Annotated in this window: 16 protein-coding genes and 1 pseudogene; 11 read left to right on the top strand and 6 right to left on the bottom strand. The window is 67.8% G+C overall.

Going from position 1 to position 15,808, the window contains the following annotated elements; translation table 11 throughout:
• Nucleotides 1-109: 109 nt before the first annotated feature.
• Entirely contained in the window at nucleotides 110-1,240 is a 1,131-nt protein-coding gene (dnaN, locus tag H4N64_RS42435) for a DNA polymerase III subunit beta (RefSeq protein ID WP_186287968.1), read from the bottom strand.
• Nucleotides 1,241-2,097: 857 nt separating this feature from the next.
• Nucleotides 2,098-4,029 carry a chromosomal replication initiator protein DnaA gene (gene dnaA, locus H4N64_RS42430; protein ID WP_186287967.1) on the bottom strand — a complete coding sequence of 644 codons (1,932 nt, stop codon included), beginning with the start codon at nucleotides 4,027-4,029 and terminating at the stop codon, nucleotides 2,098-2,100.
• 385 nt (nucleotides 4,030-4,414) lie between these two features.
• Between dnaA and rpmH the strand changes: the two genes are divergently transcribed.
• The 9 genes from rpmH (at nucleotide 4,415) to H4N64_RS42385 (ending at nucleotide 11,313) form a co-directional block, all read left to right on the top strand.
• Nucleotides 4,415-4,552 carry a 50S ribosomal protein L34 gene (rpmH, locus tag H4N64_RS42425; protein WP_003956500.1) on the top strand — a complete coding sequence of 46 codons (138 nt, stop codon included), beginning with the start codon at nucleotides 4,415-4,417 and terminating at the stop codon, nucleotides 4,550-4,552.
• Nucleotides 4,553-4,573: 21 nt separating this feature from the next.
• On the top strand, nucleotides 4,574-4,945 hold the full coding sequence (gene rnpA / locus H4N64_RS42420) for a ribonuclease P protein component (RefSeq protein WP_186287966.1): 372 nt from the start codon (nucleotides 4,574-4,576) through the stop codon (nucleotides 4,943-4,945).
• Nucleotides 4,942-5,295 (top strand): membrane protein insertion efficiency factor YidD, encoded by a 354-nt coding sequence (gene yidD, locus H4N64_RS42415; protein WP_186287965.1) that lies wholly within the window; start codon nucleotides 4,942-4,944, stop codon nucleotides 5,293-5,295. The genes rnpA and yidD overlap by 4 nt, the downstream gene beginning before the upstream one ends.
• Before the next feature lie 3 nt (nucleotides 5,296-5,298).
• Nucleotides 5,299-6,570, top strand: coding sequence for a membrane protein insertase YidC (gene yidC, locus H4N64_RS42410; RefSeq protein ID WP_186287964.1), 1,272 nt, complete (start codon nucleotides 5,299-5,301; stop codon nucleotides 6,568-6,570).
• 15 nt (nucleotides 6,571-6,585) lie between these two features.
• Entirely contained in the window at nucleotides 6,586-7,098 is a 513-nt protein-coding gene (locus H4N64_RS42405; protein ID WP_186287963.1) for a R3H domain-containing nucleic acid-binding protein, read from the top strand.
• Between the two features lie 127 nt (nucleotides 7,099-7,225).
• Entirely contained in the window at nucleotides 7,226-7,942 is a 717-nt protein-coding gene (rsmG, locus tag H4N64_RS42400) for a 16S rRNA (guanine(527)-N(7))-methyltransferase RsmG (protein ID WP_186287962.1), read from the top strand.
• 263 nt (nucleotides 7,943-8,205) lie between these two features.
• Nucleotides 8,206-9,279 (top strand): ParA family protein, encoded by a 1,074-nt coding sequence (locus tag H4N64_RS42395; RefSeq protein ID WP_186287969.1) that lies wholly within the window; start codon nucleotides 8,206-8,208, stop codon nucleotides 9,277-9,279.
• On the top strand, nucleotides 9,276-10,376 hold the full coding sequence (locus H4N64_RS42390; protein WP_186287961.1) for a ParB/RepB/Spo0J family partition protein: 1,101 nt from the start codon (nucleotides 9,276-9,278) through the stop codon (nucleotides 10,374-10,376). The genes H4N64_RS42395 and H4N64_RS42390 overlap by 4 nt, the downstream gene beginning before the upstream one ends.
• Before the next feature lie 319 nt (nucleotides 10,377-10,695).
• Complete coding sequence (locus H4N64_RS42385) at nucleotides 10,696-11,313, top strand: GNAT family N-acetyltransferase (protein ID WP_186287960.1); 618 nt, start codon at nucleotides 10,696-10,698, stop codon at nucleotides 11,311-11,313.
• A gap of 71 nt (nucleotides 11,314-11,384) precedes the next feature.
• Here H4N64_RS42385 and trxA read toward each other — a convergent pair whose 3' ends face one another.
• From trxA to sigM, 4 genes are all read right to left on the bottom strand, one after another.
• A complete protein-coding gene (gene trxA, locus H4N64_RS42380; RefSeq protein ID WP_186287959.1) occupies nucleotides 11,385-11,717 on the bottom strand; it encodes a thioredoxin in 333 nt (110 codons plus the stop codon).
• Between the two features lie 44 nt (nucleotides 11,718-11,761).
• Nucleotides 11,762-12,730: a thioredoxin-disulfide reductase gene (gene trxB / locus H4N64_RS42375; protein WP_186287958.1), complete on the bottom strand. Its 969-nt coding sequence runs from the start codon at nucleotides 12,728-12,730 to the stop codon at nucleotides 11,762-11,764.
• A 183-nt stretch (nucleotides 12,731-12,913) separates the two neighbouring features.
• Nucleotides 12,914-13,828: an anti-sigma factor gene (locus H4N64_RS42370; protein ID WP_186287957.1), complete on the bottom strand. Its 915-nt coding sequence runs from the start codon at nucleotides 13,826-13,828 to the stop codon at nucleotides 12,914-12,916.
• Entirely contained in the window at nucleotides 13,825-14,550 is a 726-nt protein-coding gene (sigM, locus tag H4N64_RS42365) for an RNA polymerase sigma factor SigM (protein ID WP_186287956.1), read from the bottom strand. The genes H4N64_RS42370 and sigM overlap by 4 nt, the downstream gene beginning before the upstream one ends.
• A gap of 267 nt (nucleotides 14,551-14,817) precedes the next feature.
• Here sigM and H4N64_RS42360 point away from each other — a divergent pair, with 267 nt between their 5' ends.
• The gene (locus H4N64_RS42360; RefSeq protein ID WP_186287955.1) at nucleotides 14,818-15,270 is read left to right on the top strand and encodes a hypothetical protein; all 453 of its coding nucleotides are present in this window, start codon (nucleotides 14,818-14,820) and stop codon (nucleotides 15,268-15,270) included.
• Nucleotides 15,271-15,381: 111 nt separating this feature from the next.
• A pseudogene (locus tag H4N64_RS42355) lies at nucleotides 15,382-15,808 on the top strand (hypothetical protein); the annotation flags it as partial.

Raw genomic sequence — 15,808 nt, 5'->3', positions numbered from 1 at the left:
TGTGGCGTGAGTGGCACCTTCGTACCCATGTCCGAGCCTAAACCCGGACGGCCACGCACACCTGTGGGCATACGCGCTCAAACGTATGCCCCGACCTGCGGCGTTGCCGTCAGCCGCTGAGCCGCACCGGCATGATCAGGTACTTGTACGCCTCGTCCGCCTCGGCGTCCACAGCGGGCTTGCCGCTCAGCAGCGCGGGCTTGGTGGACGTCGTGAACGACAGCTGCGCCACCGGAGAGTCGATCGCGCTCAGCCCGTCCAGCAGGAACGTCGGGTTGAAGGCGATCGAGATGTCGTCGCCCTCCAGCTGCGCGTCAACCCTTTCCACAGCCTGTGCGTCGTCGCTGGACCCGGCCTCCAGGATCAGCACACCCTGCTCGAAGCTGAGCCGCACCGGGGTGTTCCGCTCGGCCACCAGTGCCACACGCTTCACGGCCTCCACGAACGGCGCCGTCTCGATCACCGCGACGGAGTTGAACTCGGTCGGGAACAGCGTGCGGTACTTCGGGAGGTCTCCCTCCAGCAGCCGGGTCGTCGTACGGCGACCCGCGCCCTCGAAACCGATCAGCCCCTCACCGGCACCGGAGCCGGACAGCGCCAGCGTCACGCTGTCACCGCTGGTGAGCGCCTTGGCGGTGTCCAGCAGCGTCTTCGCGGGCACCAGCGCGACCGCGGACGCGTCCGGGTTCTCCGGCTTCCACAGGAACTCACGGACCGCGAACCGGTAGCGGTCGGTGGAGGCCAGCGTGACCCGGTCGCCCTCGATCTCGATGCGCACACCGGTCAGCACGGGCAGCGTGTCGTCACGGCCCGCGGCGATGGCGACCTGCGAAGCGGCCGAGGCGAAGACCTCACCGGGAACGGTGCCGGTCGCCGACGGCATCTGCGGCAGCGCCGGGTACTCCTCCACGGGCAGTGTGTGGAGTGTGAATCGCGAGGAACCGCAGACCACGCTCGCCCGTACACCGTCTGTGGAAATCTCCACCGGCCGGTTCGGCAGCGCACGGCAGATGTCGGCGAGTAGCCGGCCGGAGACGAGGACCGTGCCCTCCTCCTCGACCTCGGCGTCCACCGACACGCGCGCGGAGACCTCGTAGTCGAAGCCCGACAGGCTCAGCTGGCCGTCCTCGGCCTTCAGCAGCAGGCCGGCGAGGACAGGCGCCGGCGGGCGGGCCGGGAGGCTGCGCGCCGCCCAGGCCACGGCCTCCGCGAGTACGTCGCGTTCCACCCGGATCTTCACTGTTGCCGCCTCCTGCTGTTGCCGGCGCTTCTCGGCCTGCCTGGCTTCGTCGTCTGTCTCGGTGTCGTCGGTCCTGTGAGGGGAAGGACACCGGGGAACAGTCTGACGCACGGCACTGACAGTAGGTGCCTCTCGGGGTCAAGTCGTGACGAGGGGCAGCCGGGAGCCGGACAGCGAGTTGTGCACAGGACCCCCTTCGAAACGAAATCCCAGCTCTCTCTAGTTGGGAGTAGTAGTAGGGCCTGTGGAAACCGTGGATAACCGCGTTTGCCCAGCTCAGAGCGGGAATTTTATCCACCGGTCCTGTGGGTGGAGGCAGTGGACAACCGGGCGTCTCTGTGGAGAACGGAAAGTTCTGCACACACCGTGCACAGGGTGAGGCGAGTTCTCCCCAGCGCCGTCCCCAGGTTTACCCGGCTTTCCCACAGCCCAACCCGGCACCTTCGTGTGACGCCTTTCACTCGACTCGGTGAGAAGGCGCGTCGCGTTGCCGAACAGTGGACAAGCATGTGGAGAAGCTGGGGATCGCTGGGGACAACTCGCCTCAGCCTGTGGGTTGCCGGTGGGCAACTCCGTGCACACCCTGTGGATCATCGCTCTGTCCACAGTCTGTGGAGATCCTTCATCCACGAATCCACAACCGGCTGAGCTGGCCTGATGGTCTTTCAACAGCACAGCCTGTGGACACTATCTGGACAACTCCGCAGTCCCCAGGATGTGGACGGAAGAAAGTCCCCGAATCTGTGGAGAGTGGCCGTAACCCGGCAAGTAATCGAACACCGGGTGGCCCCGGCACGACGAAGGGCGCCCCCCGGATCTCCTCCGGAGGGCGCCCTGACGCCGTGATGGCGTCGTTGTCAGCCGTTCTTGATGCGGTTGGTGAGCTCGGTGACCTGGTTGTAGATGGAGCGCCGCTCGGCCATCAGATTGCGGATCTTGCGGTCCGCGTGCATCACTGTCGTGTGGTCGCGGCCGCCGAAGAGCGCGCCGATCTTCGGCAGCGAGAGGTCCGTCAGCTCACGGCACAGGTACATGGCGATCTGCCGGGCCGTGACCAGCGCGCGCCCGCGGGATGTGCCGCACAGGTCCTCGACGGTGAGGCCGAAGTAGTCGGCTGTGGCGCTCATGATGGCCGTGGAGGTGATCTCCGGGGCCGAGTCCTCGCCGCCCGGGATCAGGTCCTTGAGGACGATCTCCGTCAGGCCCAGGTCCACCGGCTGCCGGTTGAGCGAGGCGAACGCCGTCACCCGGATCAGCGCGCCCTCCAGCTCGCGGATGTTGCGCGAGATGCGGGAGGCGATGAACTCCAGGACCTCCGGCGGGGCGTTGAGCTGCTCCTGGACCGCCTTCTTGCGGAGGATCGCGATACGGGTCTCCAGCTCGGGCGGCTGGACGTCCGTGATCAGACCCCACTCGAAACGGTTCCGCAGCCGGTCCTCCAGCGTCACCAGCTGCTTGGGCGGCCGGTCGCTGGAGAGCACGATCTGCTTGTTGGCGTTGTGGAGCGTGTTGAAGGTGTGGAAGAACTCCTCCTGCGTCGACTCCTTGTCCGCGAGGAACTGGATGTCGTCGACGAGCAGGATGTCCATCTCCCGGTACCGCTTGCGGAAGCTGTCGCCCTTGCCGTCGCGGATGGAGTTGATGAACTCGTTGGTGAACTCCTCCGAGCTCACGTAGCGCACGCGCGTGCCCGGGTACAGGCTCCGCGCGTAGTGCCCGATCGCGTGCAGCAGGTGTGTCTTGCCGAGCCCGGACTCCCCGTAGATGAAGAGGGGGTTGTACGCCTTCGCTGGCGCCTCGGCGACGGCGACCGCGGCCGCGTGGGCGAAACGGTTCGACGCGCCGATGACGAAGGTGTCGAAGAGGTACTTCGGGTTCAGCCGGGCGGTCGGCTCGCCGGGCCCGGTGGCGGGCGCGGGCTTCGCGGCCAGCGGCCCCGGCGAGCCGCTGGAGGCGGGCAGCGAGGAGCCGGGCGGTCCGCCGCGGTGCGCATGGCCCGGGCCGGGTCCGGGTCCCGCCGAGGGCTCGGGGAGCTCCCGGCGGGCGTCGCGCTGGTCGTAGTCGGAGCGGCCCTGGTCGTAGTTGCCGCGCGGCTTGTCGTAGTCCGGGCGCTGACTGTCGTAGTCGGGGCGCTGGCCGTCGTACGAAGGGCGGTCCATCGACTGCGGGCGGTAGTCCTGCTGCTGGCCGTAGGTGTCCTGGCCGTAGGAGTCCTGGGAGGGCGATGCGTAGGGGTCGCGCTCGGGGAAGCCGAGGCGCTGCTGCTGCCAGCTGTACTCGTCCTGCTGCGGGCGCGGCCAGGCGCCGGGCTCGGGGCGCTGGTACTCGGAGGGGTAGGCCGGGCGGGCGGTCGGGAGCTGGTCGCCGGGGCCCTGTTCGGAGCGGGCCCCGTAGGCGTCGCCGTCGGCGCCGCGGTGGCGGCCGTAGCCCTCGTACCCGCCGGAGGGGAGCTCGGGCTCCTCATAGCGCTGCTGGGGGCGGACGGGGGGTGCCGGCGGTGCCGGGGACTCGCCGGCGGAGTCGTCGACGGTGATCGCGATCCGGATCGGGCGGCCGCACTCGCGGCTCAGGGTCTCGCTGACGATCGGCGCGAGACGGCCCTCCAGCACGCCCTTCGCAAACTCGTTCGGTACGGCGAGCAGGGCGGTGTCCGCGACCAGCGCGAGCGGCTGACAGCGACGGATCCAGTGCTCGTCCTTCGCCTCGACCCCCTGGCCGCGACCCTCGCCGAGGAGTTGCTCCAGTACTCGTGGCCACACTGCGGCAAGATCGGCAGGTACGTCAGCCACAGGGCACGCTCTCTCACGGGTCCCACGAACGTGTGATTGTGGGACGGGTCGGGATTCAAATCGGGTGGGATGGGCGAATCGGAGTCCAGCCACGGTAGTCAGGGCGACGGGTGCGGTTCAAGTTGTTGTCCCCAGGCTGTGGATAGTGTCTCCCGGTGACCCCTGGTTTGACCGGATGGCGTAGCCCCGCGTACCGTAACCAGGTCGAGTTGTCGATGGCTGCTGCCGCCTGCCTCCGATGGGCACAGATCACGTCCCCGCCAATGCGGGGGTGGACCGGTGATCGGGAAGCGGTGCACTCGGGCGTAACGCGAGCTACTCGTGGGCGCACGGTGACAGCCAGGACGGCACCCGCCACCACCGATTTGATTTCTGGAGCCCCCGAGTGAGCAAGCGCACCTTCCAGCCGAACAACCGTCGTCGCGCGAAGACCCACGGCTTCCGGCTGCGTATGCGCACCCGTGCCGGCCGCGCGATTCTCGCGTCCCGCCGTAGCAAGGGTCGCGCCCGTCTGTCCGCCTGATCCCGGTCAGGTCATGCCGTCGTGCTGCCCACCGAGAACCGGCTGAGGCGGCGCGAGGACTTCGCGACCGCGGTACGACGAGGACGCCGGGCCGGACGTCCGACTCTCGTCGTCCATCTTCGTAGCGGTGCCACGGACCCGCACGCGCCTGGGGAGAGCGCTCCCCCGACGCGTGCGGGTTTCGTCGTGAGCAAGGCTGTGGGCGGAGCGGTCGTGCGCAACAAGGTGAAGCGCAGGCTTCGCCATCTGGTGCGCGATCGAGTCGACGTCTTTCCCCCCGGTAGCCTGGTAGTCGTACGAGCGCTGCCCGGTGCGGGTGACGCCGACCATGCACAGCTGGCCCAAGACCTGGATGCCGCTCTGCAGCGGCTGCTGGGAGGGGGCGCGCGATGAAGTACCCGCTGCTGGCTCTGATCAAGATCTACCAGTGGACGATCAGTCCACTGCTGGGGCCGGTGTGCAAGTACTACCCGTCGTGTTCCCACTACGGCTACACAGCCATCGACCGGCACGGTGCGATCAAGGGCACGGCGCTCACGGCCTGGCGCATCCTGCGCTGCAATCCGTGGTCGCTGGGCGGTGTGGACCATGTCCCGCCGCGCAAGCGCCCGCGGTGGCACGAGATGCTGCGGGGCGCATGGCGCGCACGCAAGGGCGGGCCCTCCGCCGCCGAAACGGCCACCGAGGACAATGTTTCTTCGAGCCCGGCCGCAGAGACCCCGTCCCATGCCCAAGGAGCATGATTAGTGGACACGATTGCCAGCCTCTTCAGCTTCATCACGACACCCGTCTCCTGGGTCATCGTCCAGTTCCACAAGGTGTACGGCGCCATCTTCGGCGATGACACCGGGTGGGCCTGGGGCCTGTCCATCGTGTCCCTGGTGATTCTGATCCGTATCTGCCTGATCCCGCTCTTCGTGAAGCAGATCAAGGCGACCCGGGCCATGCAGACGCTGCAGCCCGAGATGAAGAAGATCCAGGAGCGCTACAAGAACGACAAACAGCGTCAGTCCGAAGAGATGATGAAGCTGTACAAGGAGACGGGCACCAACCCGCTCTCCTCGTGCCTTCCCATCCTGGCGCAGTCGCCCTTCTTCTTCGCGCTGTACCACGTGCTGAACAGCATCGCGAACAACGACACCGTCGGTGCGATCAACCAGAGCCTGCTGGACAGCGCTCAGAAGGCACACATCTTCGGTGCCCCGCTGGCCGCGAAGTTCACCGACAGCTCCTCGGACGTCGCGGCGCTGGACGCCTCGCTGACCACGGTCCGCATCGTCACCGCGGTCATGATCGTCCTGATGTCGGCGTCGCAGTTCTACACGCAGCGCCAGCTGATGACGAAGAACGTCGACACCACGGTGAAGACGCCGTTCATGCAGCAGCAGAAGATGCTGATGTACATCTTCCCGGTCATGTTCGCCGTCTTCGGCATCAACTTCCCGGTCGGTGTCCTCGTCTACTGGCTGACCACCAACGTGTGGACCATGGGCCAGCAGATGTACGTCATCCGCAACAACCCGACCCCGGGTTCCAAGGCCCAGGCCGCCTACCTGGAGCGCCTGACCAAGCACGTCACGCACCACGGCAAGGTGCGCCGGCGCAGTGAGCGCGTCATCGTCAAGGCGATCGTCGCCAAGGGCCGCGACCGCAACGAGTACGAGCGCAAGTTCATCAACGGCCTGAACAAGGCGGGTCTCGCCGCGCAGACCGACGGCACTGTGGTGAAGAGCGAGTCGCCGGTCGCCGTCGAGACCGAGGACGGTACGCCCACGACGGCGACTCCCAAGCGCCAGCAGCCCAAGCGGCAGAGCAAGTCCCAGCGTCAGTCCGGCGCTGCGAAGGTGGCCGGCGAGCCCGACACCAAGACATCGCTGAGCAAGTCCGACGCTCCGGAGGACGCCAAGCCCTCCGCTGCCAAGAAGGGCGCCCAGAAGCCCGGCTCCGGAACCCGCAGCAAGGCCCAGTCCGGACAGCGCAAGGGTCCGCAGCGGCCCAAGTCCCCGTCCAAGAAGTAAGAAGGAGTCCATCCCGTGACGGAAGGCACCACCTCCGCCGCTGCCGAGGGTGCAGACACCCTGACCCGCCTGGAGCAGGAGGGCGAGATCGCGGCGGACTACCTCGAAGGTCTGCTCGACATCGCCGATCTCGACGGCGATATCGACATGGACGTCGAGGCCGACCGCGCCGCTGTCTCGATCATCAGCGACACGGGCGGCCGCGACCTGCAGAAGCTGGTCGGTCGCGACGGTGAGGTGCTGGAGGCACTCCAGGAGCTCACGCGCCTGGCCGTGCACCGGGAGACCGGCGACCGCAGCCGGCTGATGCTGGACATCGCCGGCTACCGCGCCAAGAAGCGTGCCGAGCTCTCCGAGCTGGGCGCCAAGGCCGCGGCCGACGTCAAGAACACCGGCGAGCCGGTGAAGCTGAAGCCGATGACGCCGTTCGAGCGCAAGGTCGTGCACGACGCGGTCAAGGCCGCGGGTCTGCGCAGCGAGTCCGAGGGCGAGGAGCCGCAGCGCTTCGTCGTCGTGCTGCCCGCCTGATCGGTCCGTACGTTCCTCCGGCCCCGTCTGCCCGGCAGGCGGGGCCGAACTTTGTCAGCCTGATAGTTCTGGTGGTTCTGGTGTCGGCGCCGAGCGGCGCCGGCGCAGTACGGAAGGACGGTCCCCCGTGACGGAGGCAGCGGAGCTTCCCCCCGCGCCCGAACAGGCGCGTGAGGTGTTCGGTGATCGCTTCGCGGACGCGGTCCGATACGCGGAGCTGCTCGCGGAGGCGGGCGTGCAGCGCGGTCTGATCGGCCCGCGTGAGGTGCCCCGGCTGTGGGAGCGGCATCTGCTGAACTGTGCCGTGCTCTCGGAGGTAGTGCCCGAGGGTGTGACGGTGTGCGATGTCGGCTCAGGCGCCGGACTGCCCGGCATTCCGCTGGCCCTGGTCCGGGAGGACCTGAAGATCACGCTGCTGGAGCCGCTGCTGCGACGCACGACGTTTCTGACCGAGGTCGTCGAGCTGCTGGGCCTGGACCATGTGACGGTCGTCCGCGGCCGTGCCGAGGAGGTCATGGGCAAGCTCCAGCCGGTCCATGTGGTGACGGCACGGGCCGTGGCCCCGCTGGACCGCCTGGCGACCTGGGGCATCCCGCTGCTGCGTCCGTACGGGGAGATGCTCGCGCTGAAGGGCGACACCGCCGAGGAGGAACTGAAGAGCGCCGCCACGGCACTGAGCAAGCTCGGCGCGGTGGGGACATCCGTTCTGCATGTCGGTGAGGGAGTCGTGGATCCGCTCTCGACTGTCGTGCGGGTCGAGGTCGGGGAGAGCCCCGGTGGTGTGCGCTTCGCGGCGAAGCGGGCGAAGGCCGCTCGGACGGGACGGGCACGTCGGCGGCGTTGATCCGTCGTGAACGAGACGTACTCCACACAAGCTGTCAAACCTATGCATCCCGGAGTGTCGTGCGGTGATGACCGATGCCGCTAGGCATCGTGTTTCACGTGAAACGTCGCTCACTGCTGCACGGCATCATCAGTCGTGGCCGCGCTGCGGCCGAACCGCGTGACCGTAAGCCTCTCGGGTCACTTGGAGAGGTAACGGAGTTGTCCACAGAGGTGGATTTCTCCACAGAACGCCAGGGCTCACTGGTTCACGACCCCGAAGGCATGGGAGGCTCTGTTCATTGCGAGCCTGAAGTCGAGGAGAGTGAATCCTTGCGGTCCGACGCCAACATCGCGGGACCGATGACCGATCCGGTCCCCGGTCCCCGTACCGAGTCGATGGGGGAGGATGTTTCACGTGAAACACCGCCCCCGATGGACGACACTCCCATCGGTCGTGCTGCCCAACTGGCGGTGGAGGCTCTCGGCCGTGCCGGTGAGGGTCTCCCACGGCCCGAACAGACCCGGGTCATGGTGGTCGCCAACCAGAAGGGTGGTGTGGGCAAGACGACGACGACCGTCAATCTTGCCGCGTCACTGGCCCTGCACGGCGCCCGTGTCCTGGTGATCGACCTCGACCCCCAGGGCAATGCGTCCACCGCCCTGGGCATCGACCATCACGCCGAAGTTCCTTCGATCTATGACGTGTTGGTCGAGAGCAAGCCGCTCGCGGAAGTCGTCCAGCCGGTTCCCGATGTCGAGGGCCTCTTCTGTGCACCCGCCACGATCGATCTCGCCGGTGCGGAGATCGAGCTGGTGTCCCTGGTGGCACGTGAGAGCCGGCTTCAGCGGGCGATCCAGGCGTACGAGCAGCCGCTGGACTACATCCTCATCGACTGCCCGCCCTCCCTCGGCCTGCTGACGGTCAACGCCCTGGTGGCCGGGCAGGAGGTCCTGATCCCGATCCAGTGCGAGTACTACGCGCTGGAGGGCCTGGGCCAGCTGCTGCGCAATGTCGACCTGGTACGGGGGCACCTCAACCCCAGCCTGCATGTGTCGACGATCCTGCTCACCATGTACGACGGCCGGACGCGCCTCGCGTCCCAGGTCGCCGACGAGGTGCGCAGCCACTTCGGTGACGAGGTGCTGCGGACCAGCATTCCCCGCTCGGTCCGGATCTCCGAGGCGCCGAGCTATGGACAGACGGTGCTGACCTACGATCCCGGATCAAGCGGTGCGCTGTCCTATCTTGAGGCGGCACGAGAAATCGCGCTGAAGGGTGTCGGCGTCAGCTATGACGCGACGCACGCCCATATCGGCGTACAGAGCGACCCGAGCATGGTGGAGGGGATCCAGTGAGCGATCGACGGAGGATTGGTCTGGGCCGTGGCCTGGGCGCGCTGATCCCTGGTCCGACGGACAGCGCGGCGGCCCCGGCCGCAGCGGGAGGAGTCGCACCCACGGCGCCGACGGCTGTCCCCGTGCTGACCACCGACCGTGGCGTGGCCGCGGCGAAGGTGACCGCGCTGCCGCCTGTTTCACATGAAACCGAGCAGCCGTCGGTGAACGGCGCGGCGGAGGTTCCCGCGCCTCCCATGGGCGCCCACTTCGCCGAGATCCCCCTCGACTCGATCACGCCGAACCCGCGCCAGCCGCGTGAGGTCTTCGACGAGGACGCGCTGCAGGAGCTCATCACCTCCATCAAGGAGGTCGGTCTTCTCCAGCCGGTCGTCGTACGGCAGTTGGGTCCGGGCCATTACGAGCTCATCATGGGCGAGCGGCGCTGGCGGGCATGCCGTGAGGCGGGCCTGGAGGCCATCCCGGCGATCGTGCGGGCCACGGACGACGAGAAGCTCCTCCTGGACGCGCTGCTGGAGAACCTGCACCGGGCCCAGCTGAACCCGCTGGAAGAGGCCGCCGCCTACGACCAGTTGCTGAAGGACTTCAGCTGCACGCACGACCAGCTGGCGGACCGCATCGGCCGGTCCCGCCCGCAGGTCTCCAACACCCTGCGTCTGCTGAAGCTCTCGCCGAAGGTGCAGAACCGGGTGGCGGCCGGCGTCCTGTCCGCCGGGCACGCTCGGGCGCTGCTCTCGGTGGAGGATCCGGAGGAGCAGGAGCGCCTCGCCTACCGGGTCGTGGCCGAGGGCCTCTCGGTCCGGTCCGTCGAGGAGATCGTCACCTTGATGGGCTCCCGGGCACAGAAGGCCCCGAGGTCCAAGGGACCGCGCGCCGGTGCCCGGGTCTCCCCGGCACTGACCGATCTGGCAACCCGGCTCTCGGATCGCTTCGAGACACGGGTGAAGGTCGAGCTGGGTCAGAAGAAGGGGAAGATCACCGTCGAGTTCGCCTCGCCGGACGACCTTGAGCGGATCCTGAACACTCTTGCCCCGGGCGAGCGGCTCGCTCTCCAGAAGAGCCTTCTGGAGGACGACGCCGAGGACAGCGAGGACTGAGCTCCTGGGCCTTGTGCAGTGGTGGGCCGACGAAGGGCGGGCCGTGTCCGGTGTGTACCGGAACACGGCCCGCCCTTTGCTTTCTGGCGGTATCGATGGAATCGCATCGTGGATACGATGCGATTGGGTATGGCGCATCCACCTGACGGCACCTCTTAGGGGAGGCGGGGGCCATGCGAACGATGAGCCGGACCGGACTGGTGAGCGCGGGCCTGAGCCTGGGCGCGGTCGGCGGGTTCGTCGGCAGTCTGCTCAGGGAAAGGAGCGCCCTGACAGCCGCCCGTGACGCAGCGGGCGAGGGAAGCGAGGATCAGCCTTCATGGGGCGCCGGCTCGTACCGCTCACGCTGGACAACCTTCAGGACCTTCCCAAGCGTTGCCGCTCGTGTGTCTTCTGGGAGTTGGATCCAGTCAGCGGCAAGGACGCGGTAGCAGCCGGCACTCCGGCGCTGGAGAAGGAAGCCTGGATCTCGGCCGTCCTGCTGGACTGGGGGTCCTGCGGCCGGGTCGTGTACGTCGACGACGTCCCCGTGGGCTTCGTTCTGTACGCACCTCCGGCCTACGTCCCTCGCTCGACCGCGTTCCCTACGAGCCCGGTGTCTCCTGATGCCGTGCAGTTGATGACGGCGTTCATCATGCCGGGGTACCAGGGGCAGGGGCTGGGGCGGGTGATGGTCCAGACGGTGGCCAAGGATCTGCTGCGGCGGGGCTTCAAGGCGATCGAGGCTTTCGGGGACGCGCGCTGGAAGGAGCCCGCGTGTGTGCTCCCCGCCGATCACTTGCTGGCCGTGGGCTTCAAGACGGTACGGCCCCATCCCACGTACCCGAGGCTGAGGCTGGAGCTGCGGACGACGCTCTCCTGGAAGGAAGACGTGGAGATGGCGCTGGACCGTCTGCTGGGGGCCGTACAGAAGGAACCGGCGCTGCGGCCGCTGTGAGGTCGTCTCCGGGTAAGCGAATGGGCCAACCCCTCGGGGTCGGCCCATTCGTGTTTCACGTGAAACAACGACTACTCGGCGATGAAGTCCTCAAGGTCGCGCAGGATCGCGGCCTTCGGCTTCGCGCCGACGATGGTCTTGGCGACCTCGCCGTTCTGGTAGACGTTCAGCGTCGGGATGGACATGACGCCGTACTTGGCGGCCGTACCCGGGTTCTCATCGATGTTCAGCTTGACGATCTCGATCTTGTCGCCGTACTCGGCGGCAATGGCCTCAAGGGACGGCGCGATCTGGCGGCACGGACCGCACCAGGCGGCCCAGAAGTCCACCAGGACGGGCTTGTCGCTCTTGATGACGTCCTGCTCGAAGGAGTCGTCGGTCACATTCTTCAGGGTGCCGGCCACGGCGGGCTCCTTAACTGGTTGGTGCGTGGGGCGGGTGGTGGGGGTCAGACGGAGGTCTTCTCGGGCTCGGCCTTCTCCTCGTCCGCGAGGGCGGAGAGGAAGCGCTCGGCGTCGAGGGCGGCGGAGCAGCCGGTGCCGGCCGCGGTGATCGCCTGGCGGTAGGTGTGGTCGACCACGTCGCCGGCGCCGAAGACCCCGGTGAGGCTGGTGCGGGTGGAGGGGGCGTCGACCTTGAGGTAGCCCTCCTCGTCCAGCTCCAGCTGGCCCTTGAAGAGCTCGGTGCGCGGGTCGTGGCCGATCGCGATGAACAGGCCGGTGACCGGAAGGTCGGAGAGCTCGCCGGTCTTGACGTTGCGCAGCTTCAGGGCCGCGAGCTTCTGGTCGCCCTGGACCTCGGCGACCTCGCTGTCCCACACGAACTTGATCTTCGGGTCGGCGAAGGCACGGTCCTGCATGGCCTTGGAAGCGCGCAGGGTGTCGCGGCGGTGGACGATCGTCACGGACCTGGCGAAGCGCGAGAGGAAGGTGGCCTCCTCCATCGCGGTGTCGCCGCCGCCGATCACGGCGATGTCCTGGTCCTTGAAGAAGAAGCCGTCACAAGTGGCGCACCAGGAGACGCCGCGGCCGGAGAGGGCGTCCTCGTTAGGCAGGCCGAGCTTGCGGTGCTGGGAGCCGGTGGCGACGATGACGGCCTTGGCGCGGTGGACCGTGCCCGAGGTGTCGGTGACGGTCTTGATCTCACCGGAGAGGTCGACGGAGACGATGTCGTCCGGAACGAGCTCGGCGCCGAAGCGCTCGGCCTGGCCGCGCATGTTGTCCATGAGCTCGGGGCCCATGATTCCGTCCTGGAAGCCGGGGAAGTTCTCGACCTCGGTGGTGTTCATCAGGGCGCCACCGGCGGTGACGGCGCCTTCGAACACCAGCGGCTTCAGCGACGCGCGCGCGGTGTAGAGCGCCGCCGTGTAGCCGGCGGGCCCGGAGCCGATGATGATCACGTTACGGACGTCGCTCACGGCTTGATTCCTCGTCTCTGGACTGCGTCATAGGTCCGGTGGGAGCCCCTTTCAGAACTCTCACCCCACCCAACGGATCCTAAGGGGCGTGCATTCCCACTGTGTCCGGGCACACGGAGGGGCGACACCGTAGCGCATACCACGCGGGACAGAGGCGAAGCGTCCGCGCCTGAGAGCAGGTGCTCAGGAGGTGCGGGTGTAGGTGTGGGTCAGCAGAACCTCGCCCTTGCCCACGGACGGGTCACTCACGCAGGCCGTGGCGACGATGTACGCGGTGACCTTGCCGGTGTCGGAGGCGTCGGGCAGGACCACGAGCAGCGCCTTGGTGCCCTCGTAGGTTCCTTCCTCGGTCACGAGGGCGGTGTCGTTGCGCCCGATGCCTTCCTGGACACAGCCGGGGACCGTGGGCTGCTTGAAGACGTGGTTCTTCTTGGAGTCGGGAGCGGACTCCACGCCCATGCTGTTGCGCGGGGTGCGGTCCTCGCCGGTGGACTTCTCGGCGAGGAGATCGGAGACCTGCTGTTCCAGCGTGCTCGCGGCGAAGGTGTCCGAGGCGGTGGACTGCTCGCCCTCGCCCTCGGGGCCGCCGCTCGATCCGTCGTTCAGCGAGGAGAGCAGGACCGAGCCGAGTCCAAGGGCGGCCACAGTGAAGACGGTGCCGAGGACGGCGATACGACGGCGTCCGGCCCGTCGGCGGTCCTTGCGGCCGGGGCCGGCGGTGGAGGTGCGGGCGTGGCCCGTGGGGCGATCGGCGGTGACCGATGTTTCACGTGAAACACGCGCGCCTTGGGACACGCTGAGAACCGCGGGGAGCGTTGTTCCTTCTGCTTCTTCTGGAGCCGTGGCGCTCAGCAGCGCCTCAGCGGCGAGGGCGGCGTCGATCCGTCCCGCCACATCGGCGGGCATACGCGGCGGGCCCGGCAGGGTTCCCAGCAGTCCCCGGATCTCCTCCAGCGACGCGTAGATGTCCGCGCACAGCTCGCACTCGTCCAGATGCCGTCGTACGTCCGCGCTCCGGGAGGTGGGCAGCAGGCCCTCGGTGAGGTCGGAGAGCTCGGTGACGTCCGGGTGCCCGGCCGTGTCTGTCGTCGACGTCACGCTCGCCCACCTCCGCCCTTCACAGCAGCTGAATCACTTGGCCCGGCATTGCCCGGACCCGCGGCACCCGGTCCCGCTGCCGGTGGGACGGATGTCCCCTCCGCACGGTTCCGCCGCTCGTTCGCCTTCTTGCCGTCACCGGCGTTTTCCGGCCGCAGATGAGTGAGGAGCGGCTGCAGTCTGGCTCTGCCCCGTGCGCACCGGCTCTTCACCGTGCCGGTGGGGACATCGAGGATCCGGGCGGCTTCGGCGACGGGATACCCCTGCATGTCCACCAGGACGAGCGCGGCCCGCTGATCGGGTGGAAGTGTGCCGAGGGCTTCCAGCAACTGCCGATGCAGATCGTTCCGCTCCGCCGGCGCCGCGGCCGACTCATGCGGCTCCAGGAGCTGCTCCAGCCGCTCGGGGTCATCGACGGGAGACGTCTTCCGGGAGGCCGCTTTCCGCGCCCGGTCGAGACAGGCATTCACCGTGATCCGGTGCAGCCAGGTGGTGACGGCCGACTGGCCGCGGAAGGTGTGGGCGGCCCTGTAGGCGGAGACAAGCGCGTCCTGAACGGCGTCAGCGGCCTCCTCGCGGTCGCCGAGGGTACGCAGGGCGACGGCCCAGAGCCGGTCCCGATGGCGGCGCACGAGCTCGCCAAAGGCGTCCTTGTCTCCCGCGACATGGCGCGCCAGAAGATCGGCGTCCGACAGATCGGCGCGGCTCGATCCGCTATCCACACATATCCCCCGACTCCCTAGGGGAGGCAACCGTGATGCTGTCAACCCGACTCGTAAGCCTGAGCGACAGAATGCCACACAGCGGACCGGATCGAGGCAGCTCCGCCGGCCTCTCACCGGACGGGGATCCCGCCAGGGCACCGATGGTCGTGCTGTCTCCACAAAACAAGATCAACAGCGTGCCGAATCTGAGTAGACTCCACGTGTTGATCATCTTCTTCGATGTACGGCACCGGGCCGTTCACGAGGGATAACAAGGGGAGGGACATGAAGCGTCGCATCACGGCGGCCGTGCTCACGGCTTCCGCGGCGTTCCTGGCGCTGCTGCCGACGAACGCGTCGGCGGCCACATACGCCAACTGCCCGAGCGGAAGCCGCTGTGTGAAGCTCTACTTCAACACGGCCTGGTCCGGGTCGCACACCGCGTTCACGAGCTCCGTCTCCGACTTCGCGGGCTACACGTTCCTGAGCTCCGGTAACGGCCAGGGGCAGACGGTGAAGAACAACGCGGCCTCTGCCTCGCTGCTCACCTACCCGGCGAACGACGTCAACGCCGCGATCTTCTTCTACAGCGGGTACGGCGGCGCCTGCGACTTCATGTACGGGCACGGCGACGGTTCGTACACCGACGTGAAGCAGCTGGGCCCGACGTACAACGAGAACGCGTCGTTCTACTTCACGGGCAGCGGCCCGACGACGAACTGCGCCGTGTGGCGCTGACGTCAGCAGGTCCTACGGCGGGTGAGGTTCGTTCCTCACCCGCCGTTCCGTTGTAGGCGAGGATCAAGGAATCAACAGGTGGCGCGCAGAACACTTTGGACCCGGGCTCCCGTGAGCGTCGCGCTGGCCGGCCTGAGCCTGCTCACCGCCGCGTGCTCGACCGGCGCGGAGGAGAAGAGCACACGGGACGACGGCACCGGCACCCGCGCTCCACGGGCCGTTCCCAGCCCTACGAGTGTCACGATCACTCTCCCCATGGATCGCTACCGGCTTCAGGGAAGCGACCTGGAAGCCGTCGAGGCGGCCGTGGCCGAGGCCACCGGGACCTGCATGAAGCGCCTCGGCCTCACCTATCGGCCCCCGGAGAGCGAGCCGAGCGAGTGGGGCGTGGAGGAGAACCGGCGCTATGGCATCCAGGATCCCGCCCGCGCGGCTGCCTATGGCTACCGTCCGCTCTCGGTGGTGCATCCGCCCGAGGACAGCAAGACCGTGTACTCGGATGCCGAGGTGGCCGCCCTGTCCGGCAGGGACAAGGAGG

The sequence above is a fragment of the Streptomyces cupreus genome (assembly GCF_014257025.1).
Classification (GTDB): domain Bacteria; phylum Actinomycetota; class Actinomycetes; order Streptomycetales; family Streptomycetaceae; genus Streptomyces; species Streptomyces cupreus.
Note: the sequence above shows the minus strand (reverse complement) of the source record. Positions and strands in the feature narration are given on the sequence as shown.

What these genes read in the sequence shown, in the direction of transcription:
- yidD (WP_186287965.1), top strand. Translation starts at nt 4,942, where the DNA reads ATGAAGTACCCGCTGCTGGCTCTGATCAAGATCTACCAGTGGACGATC.
- H4N64_RS42395 (WP_186287969.1), top strand. Translation starts at nt 8,206, where the DNA reads ATGGGAGGCTCTGTTCATTGCGAGCCTGAAGTCGAGGAGAGTGAATCC.
- H4N64_RS42385 (WP_186287960.1), top strand. Translation starts at nt 10,696, where the DNA reads ATGGGGCGCCGGCTCGTACCGCTCACGCTGGACAACCTTCAGGACCTT.
- H4N64_RS42360 (WP_186287955.1), top strand. Translation starts at nt 14,818, where the DNA reads ATGAAGCGTCGCATCACGGCGGCCGTGCTCACGGCTTCCGCGGCGTTC.